Genomic DNA, 16,738 nt, shown 5'->3' on the forward strand with positions numbered 1-16,738 from the left:
CGTCAGCGGCCGGGTTCGCGGGCCACGGAGCCGGGCCGGTCGAGCGGCGTGGGCCGTCGTGCCTCGGCTCTGTTCAGGGCCGCGAGGGTCAGGGTCGCGATGACGGACGCGGTCGCCATCAGCGTCATCGCCGTGGCCGGAGAAGTCAGTTGGGCCAGGGTGCCCGCGAGGACGGCGCCGATGCCCTGGAGGGCTGCCATGCCCGTGCCGTGCAGGCCGAGGGACTGGCCCGTGAGGTCGTCGGGGGTGAGGGACATCAGCCGCTCTTGCAGGACCAGGCTCGCGGCGAAGCCGACGGAGGCGACGGTGACGGCCACGGCCGACAGAGCGACGCCCGGCCGTAGGACGAAGAACAGGTACGGCACGGCCAGCAGCAGGCGCAGCGGGGTCGCGAGCCGGGGGCGTACCGCGGGCGGTACGAGGCGGCCCACCGCCATGTCGCCCGCGAACATGCCGAGCGCCCCGAACGCGTACAGCGTTCCGGCTGCCTGGGGCGCGTACGAGACGTACAGCGAATCGCTGCCGACGATCAGGCCGTTGGGGACCCACAGACCGAGATACGTCAGGCGGCGCGGGCGGGAGGACCAGAGCAGCGCGTTGGCGCGCCAGGTCGCCGCGACGGACGGGCGGCCTGTGGCGCGCGGTGGACGGGCCGTGAGGCCAAGACGGTTGACGAGGGCCGACAGCACGTACAGTCCCGCCGCGAGGAGCAGGCAGGTCGGCGGGGACAGGAGCGCCAGCAGCGCGCCGCCCGTCGCGAACCCGGCCATCTGGGTCAGGCCCCAGAGCATGTTGTAGACCGAACGGCCCAGCACATAGCCGTCCTTGGTGAGGATCTCGTTCAGCAGCCCGCCGCGTACTCCCCCGCCCAGCGAGGCGACCAGGCCCTGGAGGAGTACGACGGCGAAGACCGCCCACACCGGCAGACCGGGCAGCGCCAGCACCGCCGTACCGGCCGCGAAGGCCAGCGCGAGGCCGGTCAGCATCGCGCGGGGGGGCAGCCGGTCGGAGCCCGAGAGCAGGAACACCCCTCCCAGCAACTGGGCCAGTTGGGGCCCGAACATGCTCACCGCCGACAGGAGCGGCGAGCCGGTGGCCCGGAACACCAGCGTGCCGAGGGCCAGGCCGCCGATCGTCTGGGCCGCGGCGAAGGCGGCGAAGGAGAGCAGGAACGGGGTGAACTCCGGTGTGCGGAACAGGGTTCGGTAGCTGCGCATGCGTCGGAGTCTGAGAGCGGCCGTGGACCGTGGGTAGTGTTTCGCCGACACACGAAAGGTCGTACGCGTGGGCTTGTGGCAGATCGGCACGGACACCCTCGCGCGCAGCCGGTTCGTGCTCTCGCCGTTCGCCGAGACCTTCGCGAGTCTGAAGCTGCTGTACGCGGGGGCCGGCGGTCATCCGGGCGAGGAGACGTGGCTGCGCGCGCATCTGCCCGGCTACCGCGCGCGCCTCGCCGCCGATCCGGTGGCCGCGCCGCTCGTACAGACCGCGATCGGCACGTCCTGGATCTCCGACTTCTTCTGCCCCACCTCGTGTGCCGGGGAGAGCTTCGAGCAGACCGTGGAACGGGTGCGGGCTGCCGGGGCCGAGGAGGCGCGGGCCAACCTCCGGGTGTCCGCAGGGGGTTCGCTCACCGCCGTCCTGGAGCGGGACGACCTGCCCGAACGGGCGGCTGCGCTTCTGACGTACGTCTGGGAGGAGACCGTACGGCCGTACTGGGCGCGCCGACGGCGCGTCCTGGAGGCCGACATGGTCGCGCGGACCGCGCGCGTGAACCAGGGAGGCTGGGCCGCCGTACTGGACTCGCTGAACCCGGGGACGCGCTGGCTCGGCGAAAGCCGGTTCCAGGTCAACGTGTTGGCGTATCCGCCCCGGGAGATCGCTGCCGGGGCAGAGCTGTTGTTCATGCCGGTGACGCCGAGGACGAGTTGGGTGTCGTGGGAGGGACGCGAACGGTACGCCGTGGTCTACCCGTGTCTGGGCGTACTCGCCGAGGACCACGACAGACGGCCCGTCCCGGCGGGGCTCGGAGCCCTCGTCGGGGCGGCACGGGCCGCGCTGCTGACGCTGCTCGGCACCCCGATGAGTACGACGCAACTGGTCGCCGTGACCGGGCAGGGGCTGGGGTCGGTGGGCCGGCATCTGCGGGTGCTGCTGGACGCGGGCCTGGTGGAGCGGCGCCGCGCGGGGCGGTCGGTGCTGTACGTGCGGACGGCGGCCGGGGAGGTGTTGGTGGAGGCGTCGGGGGTGGGGCGGCCTCGCTGACGGGGACGCGTTCGCCTGACCGCGTTCCCGAGCGTGGTCGTGCGGTCGTGGTCGTGCGGGCGTGGTCGTGCGTGGGCGGTCGTCCGTGCGCGGTCGGATCAGTCGGCGCTGATCTGAGCCGCCACGGAGAAGTCCTCCGCGCAGTCGGGGCAGGTCGCGTCGCCGAAGACGTACGTCAACGCCTTGGCCACGCCCTGCTGATTGTCGGCGAGCGCGGTGTCGTGGAGCCGTCGGCCGATGCCGGTCAGACCTGCGGGGTCGGTGGGGTCGGCAGGGCGCAGGGGTTCGGTCGGCACGTCGTCCGACAGCGCGTAATCACCGCTGGTCGAGAAGTACCCGCGCTCGCCGAGGGCGATGAACAGGTCCACCTCGCAGCCGGGGCAGGCGATCTGGTACTCCTCGTTCGTGAGCCCCCACGCCAGGTCCTCGCTCCAGCCGTCGACGCCCTCGAAGCTCAATACGGCTTCCAGCAGGTAGACGTACTCGTCGGCGTCGTCAGCCGTCCGAAGGTGCCTGTTCGCCAGCGACAGCAGGACGGCCACCTCGTCCGCGTACCGGGCACGGACCCCGGCCGCCTCCTGCGGCTGGTCGGCGCCGGCCATGATCGCGCCCGCCAGGGTCAGCGCACTGACCGCTTGTCCCTGGTCTTCCGAGCCGGCGACACGGGTCAGCCAGGGCAAGGCCGCGAAGCTGGCCGAATAGACGCTGCCTTGATGGCACAGGGCCGACCAGAGGTCGGTCCAGCGTTCGGAGGTCGGATCCGACGCGAGCTGGTCAAGCAGGGCGGGTATGTCGTCGGCAGGGCCGTACGCGTGGGTGAGCTGCGACCAATCCGTCATGCGGGAATCCAATCAGGTCGAGTGGCGTGGGCAGAGGCTCCAGAAGGAGTCGATGTCCACGGCGGCACTGTGCCAGGCACCTCTGACAATCCTCGGCGCGCGCATGAGCCGGATTGACCGACTTCGCGTGCGGCGGGGCGGCCCGCGGAAAGCGCACTGCGGCTCTGCGGCGGGATGGATCGCGGGCGGTAGCCGGCGCACAGCGGGGCAAGGGCGGCGGCCGGGGCCCCGCGGCCATCACCATCGGGCCGATCAGTTCGAGCGTTGACAGTTAGAGAACTAACAGTTAGAGTTCTCATCATGGACGCAGCAGCCGCACCTCGGCCCAACGGCACTCTCGACCACATCCGCTGGATCTCCTGGGCCCAGCGGAAGGCCGGCGAGGAGTGGATCCGGGCACGCGAGCTCAGCCACGAGCAGAGCTTCGCGCTCGGCTATCTGGTCAAGAACCCCGGTGCGATCCAGCGGGACATCGCGCAGATGACCCGCACGAGCGCGGCGAGCGTATCGAGCCTTCTGCAGGGGCTTGAGCGGCGCGGCCTGATCGAGCGCCGTACGGAGCCCGGCAACGAACGCAGCAAGCGCGTCTACGCGACGCCGGTCGGCGCCGAACTCATCTCCGGGTTCGAGGCCGCGATGGCCGCGGCGGACGAGACGATTCTCGCCCCGCTGGACCAGGCCGAGCGGGCCACGCTGCTCGCCCTGCTCACGAAGGTCACGGCGGAACTGCCGCAGCCCACGCGGTCGTAGCGACCACTGCGCGGACGGAGCGGCCACTGCGTGGTCGTAGCAGCGACTGCGCGGATTGACGGCGTAACCCTCAGCCCGACCGCCGCGCAGCTCGGTCGCGCGGCCAAGACATCTCCATCATGCCCAACATCCCCTCGCCGTGCCGGCGTTCGCCGGCGCGTGCGCCAACCTGCGCTGCAAGGAGTCACCATGAACACGCACGTCACCATCATCGGCGCCGGCCTCGGCGGTCTCGTCCTGGCCCGCGTACTGCACGTACACGGCGTACCCGCCACCGTCTACGAGGCGGAGGCGTCACCCACCGCCCGCGCTCAGGGCGGCATGCTCGACATCCACGACTACAACGGTCAGTTGGCGCTCGAAGCGGCGGGCCTGACCGAGGAGTTCCGCGGTCTCATCCTGGAGGGCCGCGAGGCGGTACGGGTCCTCGACCGCGACGGCACCGTCCTGTTCGACAGGGCCGACGACGGTGCGGGTGCCCGCCCCGAGGTGCAGCGCGGCGAGCTGCGGCAGACCCTGCTCGACTCGCTCCCGGCCGGCACCGTGCGGTGGGGCCACAAGGTCAGCGGGGTGCGCAGTCTCGGCGATTCCCGCCACGAGGTGACGTTCGCCGACGGCAGCACCGTCGTCACGAGCCTGCTGGTCGGCGCGGACGGCGCGTGGTCCCGGGTCAGGCCGCTGGTCTCCGACGCCGTACCCACGTACACCGGCAGGTCGTACGTCGAGACGTACCTCTACGACAGCGACACCCGGCACCCGGTCGCCGCCAAGGCGGTCGGCGGCGGATCGCTGTTCGCGCTCGCGCCGGGAAAGGGGATCATGGCCCACCGGGAGAAGGACGGCAACCTGCACACGTACGTGGCGCTCGCCGAACCGCAGGAGTGGTTCGCCGCCGTCGACTTCAGCGACGGCGCCACGGCGGCCGCGCGGATCGCGCGGGAATTCGACGGCTGGGCACCGGAGTTGACCGCGCTGATCACCGACGGCGAGATCGCGCCGGTCCTGCGCACTCTCAACACCCTCCCGAACGGACACCGTTGGGACCGGGTGCCGGGGGTGACCCTGCTCGGCGACGCCGCCCATCTCTCGGCCCCGAACGGCGAGGGCGCCAACCTCGCCATGTACGACGGCGCGGAACTCGGCAAGGCGATTGCCGCGCACCCCGACGACGTCGAAGTCGCCCTCGCCGCGTACGAGAAGGCGATGTTCCCGCGTGGCGCCGAGGCCGCCGCGGACGGCGACGAACTGCACGAGTTCCTCTTCGGCGACGACACACCCCACGGCCTGATCGCCGCGTTCAACGGAGACGATGAGCCAACAGCCTGAGCAACAGCCCGAACCTCGCGGCAGTCAGACCGTTGCCGCCGCCACAACACCGTCGGGCCGCGTCGCGGCGAGGGCCGCGTCCGTGTCGGCCATGACCAGATCGGCGTTGATGCGTGCGCCGGCCAGGGCGCCCGCGGCTGCGGAGGCGCCGACCTGGGCCATCGGGTCGGTGGCGTTGCCGGCCACCCATACGCCTCGTACCTGCGTACCGCCCGCCACCTCGGTGACGAAGTGGCGGCCCATACCGCCCGGCAGGTCCTCCATCGGCAGGTCAAGCCCGGCCAGGCCCTCCGTACGGGCCCACAGGGTCGTCGCCACCGCGAGCACACTACGGTGCACGATCTCCCCGTCCGTCAGCCGCACGCCCGCGATGGTGCCGTCCGCGGCGGACTCGACCGCCGCCACCGGGGTGTCGACCACGCGGATGTCGCGGGCGGCGAAGCGGGCGCGGGTCTCCTCGTCCAGCTCGGTGCTGTTGGTGAAGTACACCAGGTCGTCGGTCAACTGCCGGAACAACAGCGCGTGATGGACGGAGGCCGGGCCCACGGCCAGGACTCCGATGGGTTCGTCCCGCACCTCCCAGCCGTGGCAGTACGGGCAGTGCACAACGCCGCGCCCCCAGTGCTGAGCGAGGCCCGGCACGTCGGGCAGTACGTCGCGCAGTCCGGTGGCGACCAGCAGGCGGCGCGCCCGCAAGGTGGTGCCGTCCGACAGTGTGACCGTGAAGCGCGGGTCGCTGTCTGCTGAGGAATCGGAGACGGCGGAGGGGTCCGGTAGGGCCGAGGTCACTTCGCCGGTCACCACCTCGGCGCCGTACCCACGCACCTCCTCCCGGCCCCTGCGCAGCAGCTCCCCCGGCGCCACGCCCTCCAGGCCGAGCAGGCCGTGCACGCCCTCCGCCGGCGCGTTGCGGGGCGTACCGCTGTCGATCACGACGACGGAGCGGCGGGAGCGGGCGAGCATCAGCGCGCCGTTCAGGCCTGCGGCGCCGCCGCCGATCACCACGGCGTCTACGGTCTCGGTCTTCTCGGGCATGGTCGTACTTCCCTTGCGGTGAGCGGGTCTCCAGCGGGCCCTGCGCGAGCCCTCGTACGACCACACAAGCACCGTTTTGCGTCTGCGGCATAAGGTGTTGCCTATGACGCAAGACAATGACGATCTCGACAGCCTGGTACGCAAACGGATCCGCGCTCTGCGCGTGGCGCAGGGCTGGTCACTGGACGAGCTGGCCACCCGCGCCCGGCTCAGCGCGTCCACCCTCAGCCGGATCGAGAACGGTCAGCGGCGCCTCGCCGTCGACCAGCTCGTCACCCTCGCCCGCGCCCTGGACACCACACTGGACCAGCTGGTCGAGACGGGCGCCGACGACGTCATCTCCAGCCCCGTGATCGACGCCGCCCACCAGATGATGCGGTGGTCCGTCCGGGCCGATCCCGGCATGACCGTCCTGCGCAGGCGGATGACGGGGCCGGCGCCTGACAACCCGTCAAGTATGCGCGCCCACCCCGGCCGTGAGTGGTTCGTCGTCCTCTCCGGCACCGCCGACCTGCTGCTGGGCAACCGGCGTTTCCGGGTGGAGACCAACCAGGCCGCCGAGTTCCCCACGATGCTCCCGCACGCGATGGGGGCGGTGGGCGGGCCGTGCGAAATCCTCGGCATCTTCGACCGCGACGCCCGGCGCGGTCACCAACGGGACGACGCCGACGGTACCGGCCCTGGCGGTACCGGCCGCGCCGGGCCCGCCGCCCCCGGGGACGCGGCGTAACGCGAAGCCTGCAGTCCCCAGGGGGCGGCGTTACACGCCGGGGCGCGTGTTCACGGACCACATGTGCGCGCACCGCGGGCACTGGAGGTGGACGACCGGGCCGCTGTTGGAGATCAGGTAGCGCCAGTGCTCGCCGCAGTTGCGGCGGTCGGCGCAGACCGCGCAATGACGGGCGTCGTCGCAGACGGGGCAGGCAAGCCAGGCGCGCCGCGAGGAGTCCGCCCTTGGGTCAATGGGCAGCCGCACGGCCCGGCCCCTCCCCCGACTCCGGCCCCGGCCCCTCCCCCGACTCCGGTCCCGACTCCGGTTCCGGCCTCGGCCCGGGCAGGACGCCGGCCGCCACGAGCATGTCGTAGGTGCGCTGCTGTTCGGCGTCCAGGCCCGAGTAGAGCAGGGCGTACGCCTCGTCCTCGCCCTGGAGGGCGGCCACCGGGTCCCAGTCGGGCCCGAGCGCGGCCACGACCTCGGTCCGTCGCCGGGCTTCCTCGAAGGTGAGGTCGATCGAGAAGGGTATGAGCTCGGCGGGGTTGTCCTCGTTCATGTGCAGACTTCCGACGTGCTGGGTGGGTCCACACCATCTCTACCAGGCACAACAGGCAGAGGGAAGGGTGCCCTAAGTTGCCGGGGCGCGCGGTCGGGCGACGGGCGGGGCCGGACGGTGGCACTCCGTCCTCGGATCGGCGGACGGGCGTGGCCCGTTACCGGCCGCCGGGCCTCCGGGCCGCGGCCCCGCACCCGTACGCCGCTGTGACGCACCTCATGGACCGCCTCACAGCGCACCGGCTGTCAGCCGGTGGTGAGGATGACCAGCTGCTGCGTGGCCCGGGTCATCGCCACGTACCGGTCGACCGCCCCCTCGATGCCCTCGCCGAACTTCTCCGGGTCCACCAGCACCACCAGGTCGAACTCCAGCCCCTTCGACAGCGCGGGAGTCAGCGACCTGACGCGGCTCGTCGCCCGGAACGTGGGATCGCCGATCACGCAGGCGATCCCTTCGTCGTGCGCGGCGAGCCACGTGTCGAGGATCGCGGACAGGTCCGACGCCGGGCCGTGGACGACGGGGAGGTCGCTGGTACGGATCGACGTCGGCACGTTCGCGTCCGGGAGCACCGCGCGGATGACCGGCTCGGCCTCCGCCATGATCCCTTCCGGTGTGCGGTAGTTGACGCTCAGCGTGGCCAGGTTGATCCGGTCGAACCCGACCCGCTCCAGCCTTTCCTGCCACGACTCGGTGAACCCGTGCCTGGCCTGCGCGCGGTCGCCGACGATGGTGAAGCTGCGGGACGGGCAGCGGAGCAGCAGCATCTGCCACTGCGCGTCGGTCAGTTCCTGCGCCTCGTCCACGACGATGTGCGCGAACGGGCCTGCCAGCAGGTCGGGTTCGATCGTGGCCGTCGCGGCCTCGTCGACCAGGGCGCTCTGGATGTCCGCGCCGCTCAGCATCGTCATGACGCCTTCGCCGTCGTCCTGGGCGGCGAGCAGGGAGTCGACGACCTTGTCCATCTGCTCCCGCTCGGCCGCGACAGAGGCTTTGTGCCGACGGTTACGTCGCGAGGCCTCCGGGTCGCCGAGCCGCTGCCGCGCCGCGTCCAGGAGCGGCAGGTCGGAGACCGTCCAGGCCTGGGCGTCCGCGCGCTGCAGCTGCCGTACCTCGTCGGGGTTCAGCCACGGCGCGCACTTGCGCAGATAGGCGGGTACGGTCCACAGGTCGCCGACGAGGTCGGCCGCTTCGAGCAGCGGCCAGGCGCGGTTGAAGGCGGTGAGCAGCTCCCTGTTCTGCCGCAGCGACTTGCGCAGCAGGGCCTCGGAGGCGTCGCCTTCGTGCTTGTCCACCAGGATCGTGAGCAGTTCTTCCCAGACCTGCTCGCGCGCCTCGTTGTGCGGGGTGCCGGGCTCCGCCGCCTCGAAAGCGGCGTCCCAGTCGTCGGCGCTCAGCGGGATGTCGGACCAGTGGGTCGTGACGTTCATGCCCTTGGCGGGCGGCTCCTCGTAGAACGCGACGGCCGGCTCGATCGCCCGCACCAGCCTCGCCGACGACTTCAGCAGCGCCACGCCCGGATCGGTCTCGTCCTTGGCCGCCGCGCCCTCGGCGACGAGGTCCCGCAGGGTGCAGGTCTGCACGCCCTCCTCGCCGAGGCTGGGCAGTACGTCGGCGACGTACCCCAGATACGGCTGGTGCGGGCCGACGAACAGCACGCCGCCCTTGCGGTGGCCGAGGCGGGGGTCGGAGTAGAGGAGGTACGCGGAGCGGTGCAGGGCGACGACGGTCTTCCCCGTACCGGGACCGCCGTCGACGACGAGCGCGCCACGCGATCCGGCGCGGATGATGGCGTCCTGGTCGGCCTGGATCGTGCCGAGCACGTCCCGCATCCGCGAGGAGCGGTTGCTGCCGAGGCTGGCGATGAAGGCGGACTGGTCGTCGAGGGCGGCGTGCGCGGCGAACTCGTCCGCGGTGAAGACCTCGTCCCAGTAGTCGCTGATCCGCCCGCGCGTCCAGCGGTACCTGCGGCGGCTCGCCAGGCCCATCGGGTTGGCGTGGGTGGCGCCGAAGAACGGCTCGACGGCCGGGGAACGCCAGTCGAGCAGCAGCCGCCGTCCGGTGCTGTCCGTGAGGCCGAGCCGTCCGACGTACACGGGCTCGGGACCGTCGCTCTCAGTTTCGGTGCCGGTGCCGGTGCCGGTGCCGGTGCCGCTGTCGCCGTCGGTCTCCGTGCCTGTGCCGGTGACGCCCTCCGTCTCAGCGTCGGCCGCGCTGACCATGTGCCCCAGGCACAGGTCCAGGCCGAAGCGGCGCAGCGCGCGCAGCCGGGCGGTCAGCCGGTGAACCTCCGTGTCCCGGTCCATCGCCTGCCGGCCGATGCCACCGGGTCCCTTGCGCGCGGCGTCGAGCTGGCCGGTCAGCTCGTCGATCGTCTGCTGGAGCGACCGGGCGATGGCGGCGAAATGCTGCTCGTCGCGGGCGATCTGCGCCGGGGCAGCCTTGGCGGAAAGCCGCTCGGGAAGGTCGAACGCGCTGGTGGACGGGGGGTTCACTGGTCAGCTCCGATCTGAGGCCGCTTGCGGGTTGGTGCGGGCAGCAAGGCGTACGGCCTGACGTGCAGGGTTTCAGGGTCTCGCGGATTGGCCGACTGTTCGACCACGGGCGCGCAGACCCGGCCCGGACGCACGATTCTGCGGCACGACGGGGGCCTTGCCGCAAGGCCCCCTGTGCGCTATACGTTGAGACTGGCGAGGAGTGGATACACCTCCTTATTTCTGATCGCCAGAAGACCGCGGGTACGGGACCGCGGGTACGGGACCGCGGCTACGGGACCGCAGGTACGGGATCAGTTGATCGCCACACGGCTCCGGATCTGAACGCGTCAGGTCAGCCGTGTGCCATCGAGGTCATCGCTGTACGAGGACGTACTGGCCGGCCGCCGACGGTATTGACCGGCTACTCCTCGGGCTCCCAGGCGATCAGCCGCTCGAACACCTGCTGGTCGCCCTTGATCTGCAGGTCGCTCAGCGTGAGGCGGCCCCAGACGAAGAGGAGCAGCTGCTCGGCCGTGCCCGTGGCCGAAGCGGAGGCGGGCGCGGCGTCGTCCGTGAGGGGTGCGGGCCAGGCGCCGGTACCGTCCAACGTGAGGAGCCAGGAGCGGCCCTCGGTGGCGTGGTAGTGGATGGTGGCGGACTCGTGCGGCCAGGCCGCCGGGGTGGAGTTGCAGGTGTCGAGAAACTCGGCCACGCCGTCGATCGCGACGTCCGCCGGCATCGGCTGCACGGCGCCTGCGGTGAGCTGGGCGTCGTAGGTGTGCACCAGCACCTCGTGCACCCGGCGCCGGGCGACGCCCCAGCCATTCGCCGGCGACACGCCGGCGCGCCACCACGCCCAGCACTCGCGCTCCGGGCCGGCCTCACGCAGCGCACTCAGCAGCAGCTCGTTCGACTCGGCGTACCAGGCCAGCAGCGCCTTGAGCTCGCGCGGCGCCGCCGCGGCATCCTTGGCCGGCGGAGCCTCGGCCGGGCCCGCGGCGACAACCGCGGCCCACCAGCGCTGGCCCGTACCCAGGTGCTGCACCAGATCGAACAACGTCCATCCGGGGCAAGACGGCACCGGCGCGTCAAGGCTGGGCGCGGCGGCAACCGCACTCCGGAACGCGGCCGACCGCTCGTCGATGAGTCGCAGCAGGGCGGAAAACTCAAGGCTCTCTGTCACATCGCTTGCCTATCACCCAGCTCAGCCGACCGCACCCTATTTCCAGGCCGTCAGCTGCGGGAGTGAGAGCACCTGACGGACAGCCTGGGCGTCGTCATATCCCCTTCCTGGCCAGCTCGTTGAACGAGTCATGGGGAAGGGGAACGGTCCTCCGTGGATGGTGCCGGATGCCCTGTGGGGGCGGATCGAGCCGTTGCTGCCGACCGCGGGACTGGCACGAGGCCGGGGTGCGGGCCCAGTTGCTGCCCCTGCTCGACGTGATCCCGCCGCCCGGCGCACCCACCGCTCCGGCCTACCTGGCGAGTTGGGACGGTGCGTCCAGACGCGTCAGCTTCTGCGGGTTGCGCACCACGTAGATCCGGGTGATCCGGCCGTCCTCCACCTCCAGGCTCACCGCCGACGGCTCACCGTCGAACTCGATACGGCCCGCGGGCGCGCCGTTGAGCCATACCGGTGTCGTGTCGAACCCCGACACCACCTGGTTGGCGCGGGCCAGCAACTCCGCGACGGAATCGGCTCCGTTGATCGGGACCAGGGCAGCCAGCACCTGTCCCCCACCGTCGGCGATCATGACCACGTCCGGCGCCAGGACCTCCATCAGCAGGTCCAACTGCCCGGTCCGCAGGGCGAGCAGGAACCGGCCCACCACCGCCTGCTGTTCGGACCGGCTCACCCGCACCCGTGGCCGCCGCGCCGCGACATGCTCGCGTGCGCGTCGCGCGACCTGTCGTACCGTCGCCGCCGACTTGCCCGTGGCCGCGGCGATTTCGCCGTACGGCAGCTCGAAGACCTCGCGGAGCACGAACACCGCGCGCTCGGTCGGCCCCAGCGTCTCCAGCACGGTCAGCATCGCGATCGACACGCTCTCCGCGAGTTCCACGTCCTCCGCGACGTCGGGGCTGGTCAGCAGCGGCTCCGGCAGCCACTCCCCGACGTACTCCTCCCGGCTGCGGGACAACGTCCGCAGCCGGTTGAGCGCTTGGCGGGTGACGACCCGCACGAGGTACGCGCGCGGGTCGCGCACCTGCGTGTGGTCGACGTCGGCCCAGCGCAGCCAGGACTCCTGGAGTACGTCCTCGGCGTCGGCCGCCGAGCCGAGCATCTCGTAGGCGACCGTGAACAGCAGGCTGCGATGGGTGACGAACGGGTCGTCGCGGGCGGGGTCGTCCGTCATGCCGGTCGTGCCTGTCGTGCCTGTCGTGCCTCTGACGCCACGCCGGAGGTCCCCGCCCCCGCTGTCCCCGCACCGGCCGTCCCCGCACCGGCCGTCCCGGGCCGTGCCGCCAGCGGGATCTCGCACGCCTCGGAGAAGCCCTGCGACGTGATCCCGAGCGTCGCGTTGCTCCTGGTCGTGAAGTTGGCGAAGGCGACGGCCACGGTCAGCTCGACCAGCGCCGCAGGGCCGAGCCGGTCGAGCAGCCGCGCCGACAGCTCGTCCGTGACGGCCGGCGGTGTCTGCGTCATGCCCTCGGCGTACTCCAGTACGTCCCGCTCCAGCTCCGTGAACACGTCCGACTGCCGCCAGCGCGGCACTTGGCTCGCCTTCGCCAGGTCCAGATTCTGGTGCTGCGCAAGGAAGTAGTTGATGTCGAGGCACCAACTGCAGCCGACCTGCGCGGCGACGGCCATGTGCGCGAACGTCTTGAGGCTGTCGTCCGCCACGTCCCACTCACCCACCTTGCCCCCCATCTGCTGGGCCGCCTCAGCGACTTTGGGGTTGTGCCACATCACCGCGACCGGCTCGGGCACGACGCCGAGCTGCTTGACCAAGCTCTCCTCGAACTCGGCGGGAAGCTCGGCCTTCGGAACGCGTAGCGCCATGGTGTCCTCCTCGGACGTCTGTCTGCCGCTGCCTGTGCGGCTGTGCGACTGTGCGACTGTGCGGCATGAAGACACCGCCGAGGCCGGGAGTGTGACACCGGCCGCGCCGCCACGCGCTTGGCGTTACTCCTCACTCCTCGCGTACGAACCCCGCGACGACCGAGACAACGACCTTGCGGACCTCCTCCGCGTCCGGCGGCGCACCCACCCGTCCCGCGAACAGCAGATGCCCGGTGCCGATCAGGGTGAGCGCGAGCGTGTCGACGTCGGCGTCGGCCGCGATCCGGCCCGCCGCGCGCTCGGCGGTGAGGTACGAGGCGAACACGGCGCCCGCCTCGGTCAGTACGGGGATGCCGACCGGCGTGGTCGCGCGCAGCCGGGCCCGTAGCTCGTCGCGGGACGTGACGAGGCCGAGGATCGCCAGGGCGACCGAAGCGAAGAGGTCGGTCAGGGCACCGGCGAGGTTGTCGACGACGGTGCCCTGGCCCGTCAACTCACGAAGCGCTGCCGCCTGTTGGTCGAGGCGGCCGATACGGTCCAGGACGAGTTCGGCGAGGAAGGTGTCGAAGTCGGCGAAGTGCCGGTGCAGTACGCCCTTGGCGCAGCCGGCCTCCGTGGTGACCGCGCGGCTGGTCAGCGCGTTGGGCCCGTCGCGCAGCAGGACGCGCTCCGCGGCGTCGAAAAGCTGCTCGCGTACGTCACGAATGGCCACCCCTGTGGGCACCGTGCGATCCCTCGTTCCTTCGGTCCTCGGCTGCCCTCGTTGACGAGTGGGCACGTGCCCACCATAGTGGGCGCATGCCCACTACGCCTCATCGCCTCCGCCGGACGGCGGAGTCCTTCGGCTCGGACGCCGAGCGCTACGACCGCGCCCGGCCCCGCTATCCCGACGCCATGGTGGCCAGGATCACCGCCGCCAGTCCAGGACCCGACGTCCTGGACGTCGGCTGCGGGACCGGTATCGCCGCCCGGCAGTTCCAGGCGGCGGGCTGCCGCGTACTCGGCGTCGAACCCGACGCGCGCATGGCCGACCTGGCGCGGAGCAGCGGGGTCGAGGTCGAGGTGGCCAGGTTCGAGGCCTGGGACCCGGCCGGCCGGACGTTCGACACGACCGTCGCAGGCCAGGCCTGGCACTGGGTGGACCCGCTCGCGGGCGCGGCCAAGGCGGCAGCCGCGCTACGCCCCGGCGGCCGGCTGGCCGTGTTCTGGAACGCCTTCCAACTACCGCCGAACGTGGCGGCGGCCCTCGTAGCGGTCTGCCAACGGGTCATGCCTGACTCGCCGTTCGACCTCCAGGCGATGATGAAAGCGCCTGCGGACGGGTACCGGGCACTGCTCCCCAAGACCGTGGCCGGAATCACCGAGGCGGGCGGGTTCGGCGAACCGGAGCAGTGGGAGTACGACTGGACCTGGACCTACACCCGCGACGCATGGCTGGACCAGATGCCCACCCAGGGCGCGTTCACCCAACTCCCCCAGGACAAGCTCGCCGAGGTACTGACGGAGGTAGGCGCGGCCATCGACGCGACGGGCGGCAGCTTCACGATGCGGTACACGACGGTGGCGGTAGTGGCGACGCGAACCGCCCCCTGAGCGCGCCTCGTTCGTACGCCTACGGCTCCACGCCAGACCCCAGACCGGCCACCAGCGGGGTGGCGAGGGCATCGGCGGTTTCGTCATCGGCGACCGCGACCGCGATCAGCCGGTCGAGCAGGGCCGGCGGCAGGGCCGTGTTGGTCGCGAGTCCCAGCAGCGCGTGGTTCACCCGGGCAGCCTGCTCGGACGGGTGGCTCGGGCTCGGCCTGCCAGCAGGGTGGCCGCGACGCACGGGACGAGCAGCAGGCCGAAGGCCGCGGCGTAGCCCGTCGCTTGGGAGGAGCCGACGCCCAGGCAGGCGTTGAACAGGGCCGATGCGGCGCCAAGTACCGTTGTCTGGCCCAGGTTCTGGGTGGTCTGCATGGCGCTGCTGGCGTAGCCCTGGCGGCCGCGCGGGCTGTGCCGTAGCGACAGTACGGTCAGGGACGGGGCGAGCAGGCCCATGCCGACGGCCGCGACGACCATCGACGAGGCGGCGGTGGCCGCGGGCGTCGCGGGAAGCGTGCCGATGCCGGCGATCACGACCGCCACCGCCAGTACGACCGCCCCCGCCACGACCAGGTGGTGCCGGGGGCGGCCGTCCAGAAACCGGCTCTGCACCCAGGACGACGCCGCCCAGGCGACGGCGGCGCCGGTGAAGACGAGGCCGATGGCCACGGGCGGTACGTCGCGATCGGTCACGAGCAGCAGTGGTACGAACGCCTCCAGCGTGAAGAAGACCCCCGAACCCATGCCGCACAGCAGCACCGTGGCCGGCAGACCGCGCGCGGCGTAGCGGGTGCCGGGCGGGAGCAGTCGTGGCGCGCACGTCACCAGCAGGGCCAACCCGCCCGCCGTGAACAGCAGATGGCGTACGTCCCAGCCGGAGACGCCGTACTGCCCGAGCGCCGCGCCCAGACTCACCGCAGCCGCGACGGCGAGGGCGGGGCGCCGTGGCGGGGTGTCCGTCGGGCCGTCGGAGGGCGCGGGCGCCTGTGGTGCGGTCGCCTCAGGCACGGTCGCCTGTGGTGCGGTCGTCGGCGACCAGGGGCTGCGGCGCAGCATGGTCAACACCACCAGTGCGGGCAGCAGTGTGAGCGCGGCCAGGCCGAGGAACACCACACGCCAGGACCACCATTCGGCGACGAGCCCGGCCAGTGGTGGTCCGACGAGTGACGGCACGATCCAGCAGGCGCTCATCAACGCGAGTACGCGGGGGCGCAGTTGGTCGGGGTACGCCTGGCCGATGGCAGTGTTGATCGACACGGCGACCATCCCGCCCGCCAGCCCGTCCAGGAAGCGCCCGGCCGCCAACTGCCAGACGGACACGCTGGCGCCGGAGACGAGCAGCGTGACCACCGCGAGGACCAGCCCGGCGGCCAGCGGCCGGTGCGCACCTGCCCGGTCGGCCCAGTGCCCGCCGAGCACCCCGCCCAGCAGACTCGCGGCGACGAAACAGCCCGCCACCAGCGGGTAGAGCGACACCCCGTCCAGGTCGCGCGCGGCGGTCGGCAAGGTGGGTACGACGGCCAGCGCGGCGAGCCCGGTCAGGAACATCACGGCGGCGAAGCTGGCGGTCGTGGAGGCGTACGTCCGCGAGAACAGGCCCTGTTCGGCGGCCTCGTGGGACCGTACCCGCGCACGGTGGGGATCGGCCGGCGCTTCCGGATCATCGGTCACGAGCTGACAAGCTATGCGGCGCACGCGCTGGCACACCAATGATTTTCCGACGGCGGCGTCGGCGAGCTGGGCGGTCGGCGAGCACCCCGCCCTGAGCCGCTACGAGGCGGCGTCGGCACGGTCGCGCACCGCGTCGGGGTCCCGCACCGCTTCCAGGTATTCGGCGACGGCGTCCCGGTTGCGGACCAGACACCGGATCCGCTCGGTCATCCGGTCGCGCTCCTGCTCCAGCGTGGCGAGCATCTCCGGTGTCGCGTCGGGGAAGTGGATGACCCGCGGCTTGTCGAGGCACGGCAGGATCTGCTTGATGATCCGGGTCGGCAGCCCGGCGTCGAGCAGCCCCCTGATCTGCATGACCCGGTCCACGAAGGCCTCGTCGTAATCGCGATAGCCGTTCGGTGTGCGGTCGGCGACGATCAGCTGCTGCTCCTCGTAGTACCGAAGCAACCGCCGCGGGGTGCCGGTACGTTCCGACAGCTCGCCTATCCGCACAAGAACCACCAACCCCGTCGATCGATT

17 protein-coding genes are annotated in these 16,738 nt (G+C 71.7%); 5 read left to right on the top strand and 12 right to left on the bottom strand.

Features of this window, described 5'->3' with window-relative positions; all coding sequences use genetic code 11:
• Window positions 1-2: 2 nt before the first annotated feature.
• The gene (locus OHS57_RS17340) at window positions 3-1,217 is read right to left on the bottom strand and encodes an MFS transporter (protein WP_328582544.1); all 1,215 of its coding nucleotides are present in this window, start codon (window positions 1,215-1,217) and stop codon (window positions 3-5) included.
• A gap of 67 nt (window positions 1,218-1,284) precedes the next feature.
• Between OHS57_RS17340 and OHS57_RS17345 the strand changes: the two genes are divergently transcribed.
• Window positions 1,285-2,265 (top strand): helix-turn-helix domain-containing protein, encoded by a 981-nt coding sequence (locus OHS57_RS17345; RefSeq protein ID WP_328582545.1) that lies wholly within the window; start codon window positions 1,285-1,287, stop codon window positions 2,263-2,265.
• 98 nt (window positions 2,266-2,363) lie between these two features.
• Here the strand turns inward: OHS57_RS17345 and OHS57_RS17350 are convergent, their stop codons facing one another.
• A complete protein-coding gene (locus OHS57_RS17350) occupies window positions 2,364-3,104 on the bottom strand; it encodes a hypothetical protein (protein WP_328582546.1) in 741 nt (246 codons plus the stop codon).
• Between the two features lie 300 nt (window positions 3,105-3,404).
• On the opposite strand from OHS57_RS17350, the gene OHS57_RS17355 reads away from it, so the two are divergent.
• Complete coding sequence (locus OHS57_RS17355) at window positions 3,405-3,854, top strand: MarR family winged helix-turn-helix transcriptional regulator (RefSeq protein ID WP_041988005.1); 450 nt, start codon at window positions 3,405-3,407, stop codon at window positions 3,852-3,854.
• Between the two features lie 189 nt (window positions 3,855-4,043).
• Window positions 4,044-5,180 (top strand): FAD-dependent oxidoreductase, encoded by a 1,137-nt coding sequence (locus OHS57_RS17360; RefSeq protein WP_328582547.1) that lies wholly within the window; start codon window positions 4,044-4,046, stop codon window positions 5,178-5,180.
• A gap of 24 nt (window positions 5,181-5,204) precedes the next feature.
• Here OHS57_RS17360 and OHS57_RS17365 read toward each other — a convergent pair whose 3' ends face one another.
• On the bottom strand, window positions 5,205-6,215 hold the full coding sequence (locus tag OHS57_RS17365) for an NAD(P)/FAD-dependent oxidoreductase (RefSeq protein ID WP_328582548.1): 1,011 nt from the start codon (window positions 6,213-6,215) through the stop codon (window positions 5,205-5,207).
• Between the two features lie 103 nt (window positions 6,216-6,318).
• Between OHS57_RS17365 and OHS57_RS17370 the strand changes: the two genes are divergently transcribed.
• Window positions 6,319-6,945 carry a helix-turn-helix transcriptional regulator gene (locus tag OHS57_RS17370; protein ID WP_328582549.1) on the top strand — a complete coding sequence of 209 codons (627 nt, stop codon included), beginning with the start codon at window positions 6,319-6,321 and terminating at the stop codon, window positions 6,943-6,945.
• A 229-nt stretch (window positions 6,946-7,174) separates the two neighbouring features.
• On the opposite strand, the gene OHS57_RS17380 is transcribed toward OHS57_RS17370, so the two are convergent.
• The 6 genes from OHS57_RS17380 to OHS57_RS17405 all read right to left on the bottom strand — a co-directional run bounded on the left by OHS57_RS17380 (window position 7,175) and on the right by OHS57_RS17405 (window position 13,688).
• Window positions 7,175-7,486, bottom strand: a complete 312-nt coding sequence (locus tag OHS57_RS17380) for a DUF6400 family protein (protein ID WP_443042908.1) — start codon at window positions 7,484-7,486, stop codon at window positions 7,175-7,177.
• Between the two features lie 245 nt (window positions 7,487-7,731).
• Window positions 7,732-9,978, bottom strand: coding sequence for an RNA polymerase recycling motor ATPase HelR (helR, locus tag OHS57_RS17385; RefSeq protein WP_328582550.1), 2,247 nt, complete (start codon window positions 9,976-9,978; stop codon window positions 7,732-7,734).
• 403 nt (window positions 9,979-10,381) lie between these two features.
• Window positions 10,382-11,143 carry a maleylpyruvate isomerase family mycothiol-dependent enzyme gene (locus tag OHS57_RS17390; protein WP_328582551.1) on the bottom strand — a complete coding sequence of 254 codons (762 nt, stop codon included), beginning with the start codon at window positions 11,141-11,143 and terminating at the stop codon, window positions 10,382-10,384.
• 292 nt (window positions 11,144-11,435) lie between these two features.
• Window positions 11,436-12,317 (bottom strand): RNA polymerase sigma-70 factor, encoded by an 882-nt coding sequence (locus OHS57_RS17395; RefSeq protein WP_328582552.1) that lies wholly within the window; start codon window positions 12,315-12,317, stop codon window positions 11,436-11,438.
• The gene (locus OHS57_RS17400; RefSeq protein WP_328582553.1) at window positions 12,314-12,964 is read right to left on the bottom strand and encodes a carboxymuconolactone decarboxylase family protein; all 651 of its coding nucleotides are present in this window, start codon (window positions 12,962-12,964) and stop codon (window positions 12,314-12,316) included. Before OHS57_RS17400 ends, OHS57_RS17395 begins: the two co-directional genes overlap by 4 nt.
• Window positions 12,965-13,094: 130 nt before the next feature.
• Complete coding sequence (locus tag OHS57_RS17405; RefSeq protein ID WP_328582554.1) at window positions 13,095-13,688, bottom strand: TetR/AcrR family transcriptional regulator; 594 nt, start codon at window positions 13,686-13,688, stop codon at window positions 13,095-13,097.
• Between the two features lie 74 nt (window positions 13,689-13,762).
• Here OHS57_RS17405 and OHS57_RS17410 point away from each other — a divergent pair, with 74 nt between their 5' ends.
• On the top strand, window positions 13,763-14,557 hold the full coding sequence (locus tag OHS57_RS17410; protein ID WP_328582555.1) for a class I SAM-dependent methyltransferase: 795 nt from the start codon (window positions 13,763-13,765) through the stop codon (window positions 14,555-14,557).
• 19 nt (window positions 14,558-14,576) lie between these two features.
• Here the strand turns inward: OHS57_RS17410 and OHS57_RS17415 are convergent, their stop codons facing one another.
• The 3 genes from OHS57_RS17415 to OHS57_RS17425 form a co-directional block, all read right to left on the bottom strand.
• A complete protein-coding gene (locus OHS57_RS17415; RefSeq protein ID WP_328582556.1) occupies window positions 14,577-14,729 on the bottom strand; it encodes a hypothetical protein in 153 nt (50 codons plus the stop codon).
• Window positions 14,726-16,096: an MFS transporter gene (locus OHS57_RS17420; RefSeq protein WP_328585092.1), complete on the bottom strand. Its 1,371-nt coding sequence runs from the start codon at window positions 16,094-16,096 to the stop codon at window positions 14,726-14,728. The genes OHS57_RS17415 and OHS57_RS17420 overlap by 4 nt, the downstream gene beginning before the upstream one ends.
• 222 nt (window positions 16,097-16,318) lie before the next feature.
• Window positions 16,319-16,711, bottom strand: a complete 393-nt coding sequence (locus OHS57_RS17425) for a MerR family transcriptional regulator (protein WP_328582557.1) — start codon at window positions 16,709-16,711, stop codon at window positions 16,319-16,321.
• Window positions 16,712-16,738: the final 27 nt, after the last annotated feature.

The sequence above is a fragment of the Streptomyces sp. NBC_00370 genome, assembly GCF_036084755.1.
In the GTDB taxonomy this organism is placed as follows: domain Bacteria; phylum Actinomycetota; class Actinomycetes; order Streptomycetales; family Streptomycetaceae; genus Streptomyces.

What these genes read in the sequence shown, in the direction of transcription:
- OHS57_RS17340 (WP_328582544.1), bottom strand. Translation starts at nt 1,217, where the DNA reads ATGCGCAGCTACCGAACCCTGTTCCGCACACCGGAGTTCACCCCGTTC.
- OHS57_RS17350 (WP_328582546.1), bottom strand. Translation starts at nt 3,104, where the DNA reads ATGACGGATTGGTCGCAGCTCACCCACGCGTACGGCCCTGCCGACGAC.
- OHS57_RS17355 (WP_041988005.1), top strand. Translation starts at nt 3,405, where the DNA reads ATGGACGCAGCAGCCGCACCTCGGCCCAACGGCACTCTCGACCACATC.
- OHS57_RS17360 (WP_328582547.1), top strand. Translation starts at nt 4,044, where the DNA reads ATGAACACGCACGTCACCATCATCGGCGCCGGCCTCGGCGGTCTCGTC.
- OHS57_RS17365 (WP_328582548.1), bottom strand. Translation starts at nt 6,215, where the DNA reads ATGCCCGAGAAGACCGAGACCGTAGACGCCGTGGTGATCGGCGGCGGC.
- OHS57_RS17370 (WP_328582549.1), top strand. Translation starts at nt 6,319, where the DNA reads ATGACGCAAGACAATGACGATCTCGACAGCCTGGTACGCAAACGGATC.
- OHS57_RS17380 (WP_443042908.1), bottom strand. Translation starts at nt 7,486, where the DNA reads ATGAACGAGGACAACCCCGCCGAGCTCATACCCTTCTCGATCGACCTC.
- OHS57_RS17395 (WP_328582552.1), bottom strand. Translation starts at nt 12,317, where the DNA reads ATGACGGACGACCCCGCCCGCGACGACCCGTTCGTCACCCATCGCAGC.
- OHS57_RS17400 (WP_328582553.1), bottom strand. Translation starts at nt 12,964, where the DNA reads ATGGCGCTACGCGTTCCGAAGGCCGAGCTTCCCGCCGAGTTCGAGGAG.
- OHS57_RS17410 (WP_328582555.1), top strand. Translation starts at nt 13,763, where the DNA reads ATGCCCACTACGCCTCATCGCCTCCGCCGGACGGCGGAGTCCTTCGGC.
- OHS57_RS17420 (WP_328585092.1), bottom strand. Translation starts at nt 16,096, where the DNA reads ATGTTCCTGACCGGGCTCGCCGCGCTGGCCGTCGTACCCACCTTGCCG.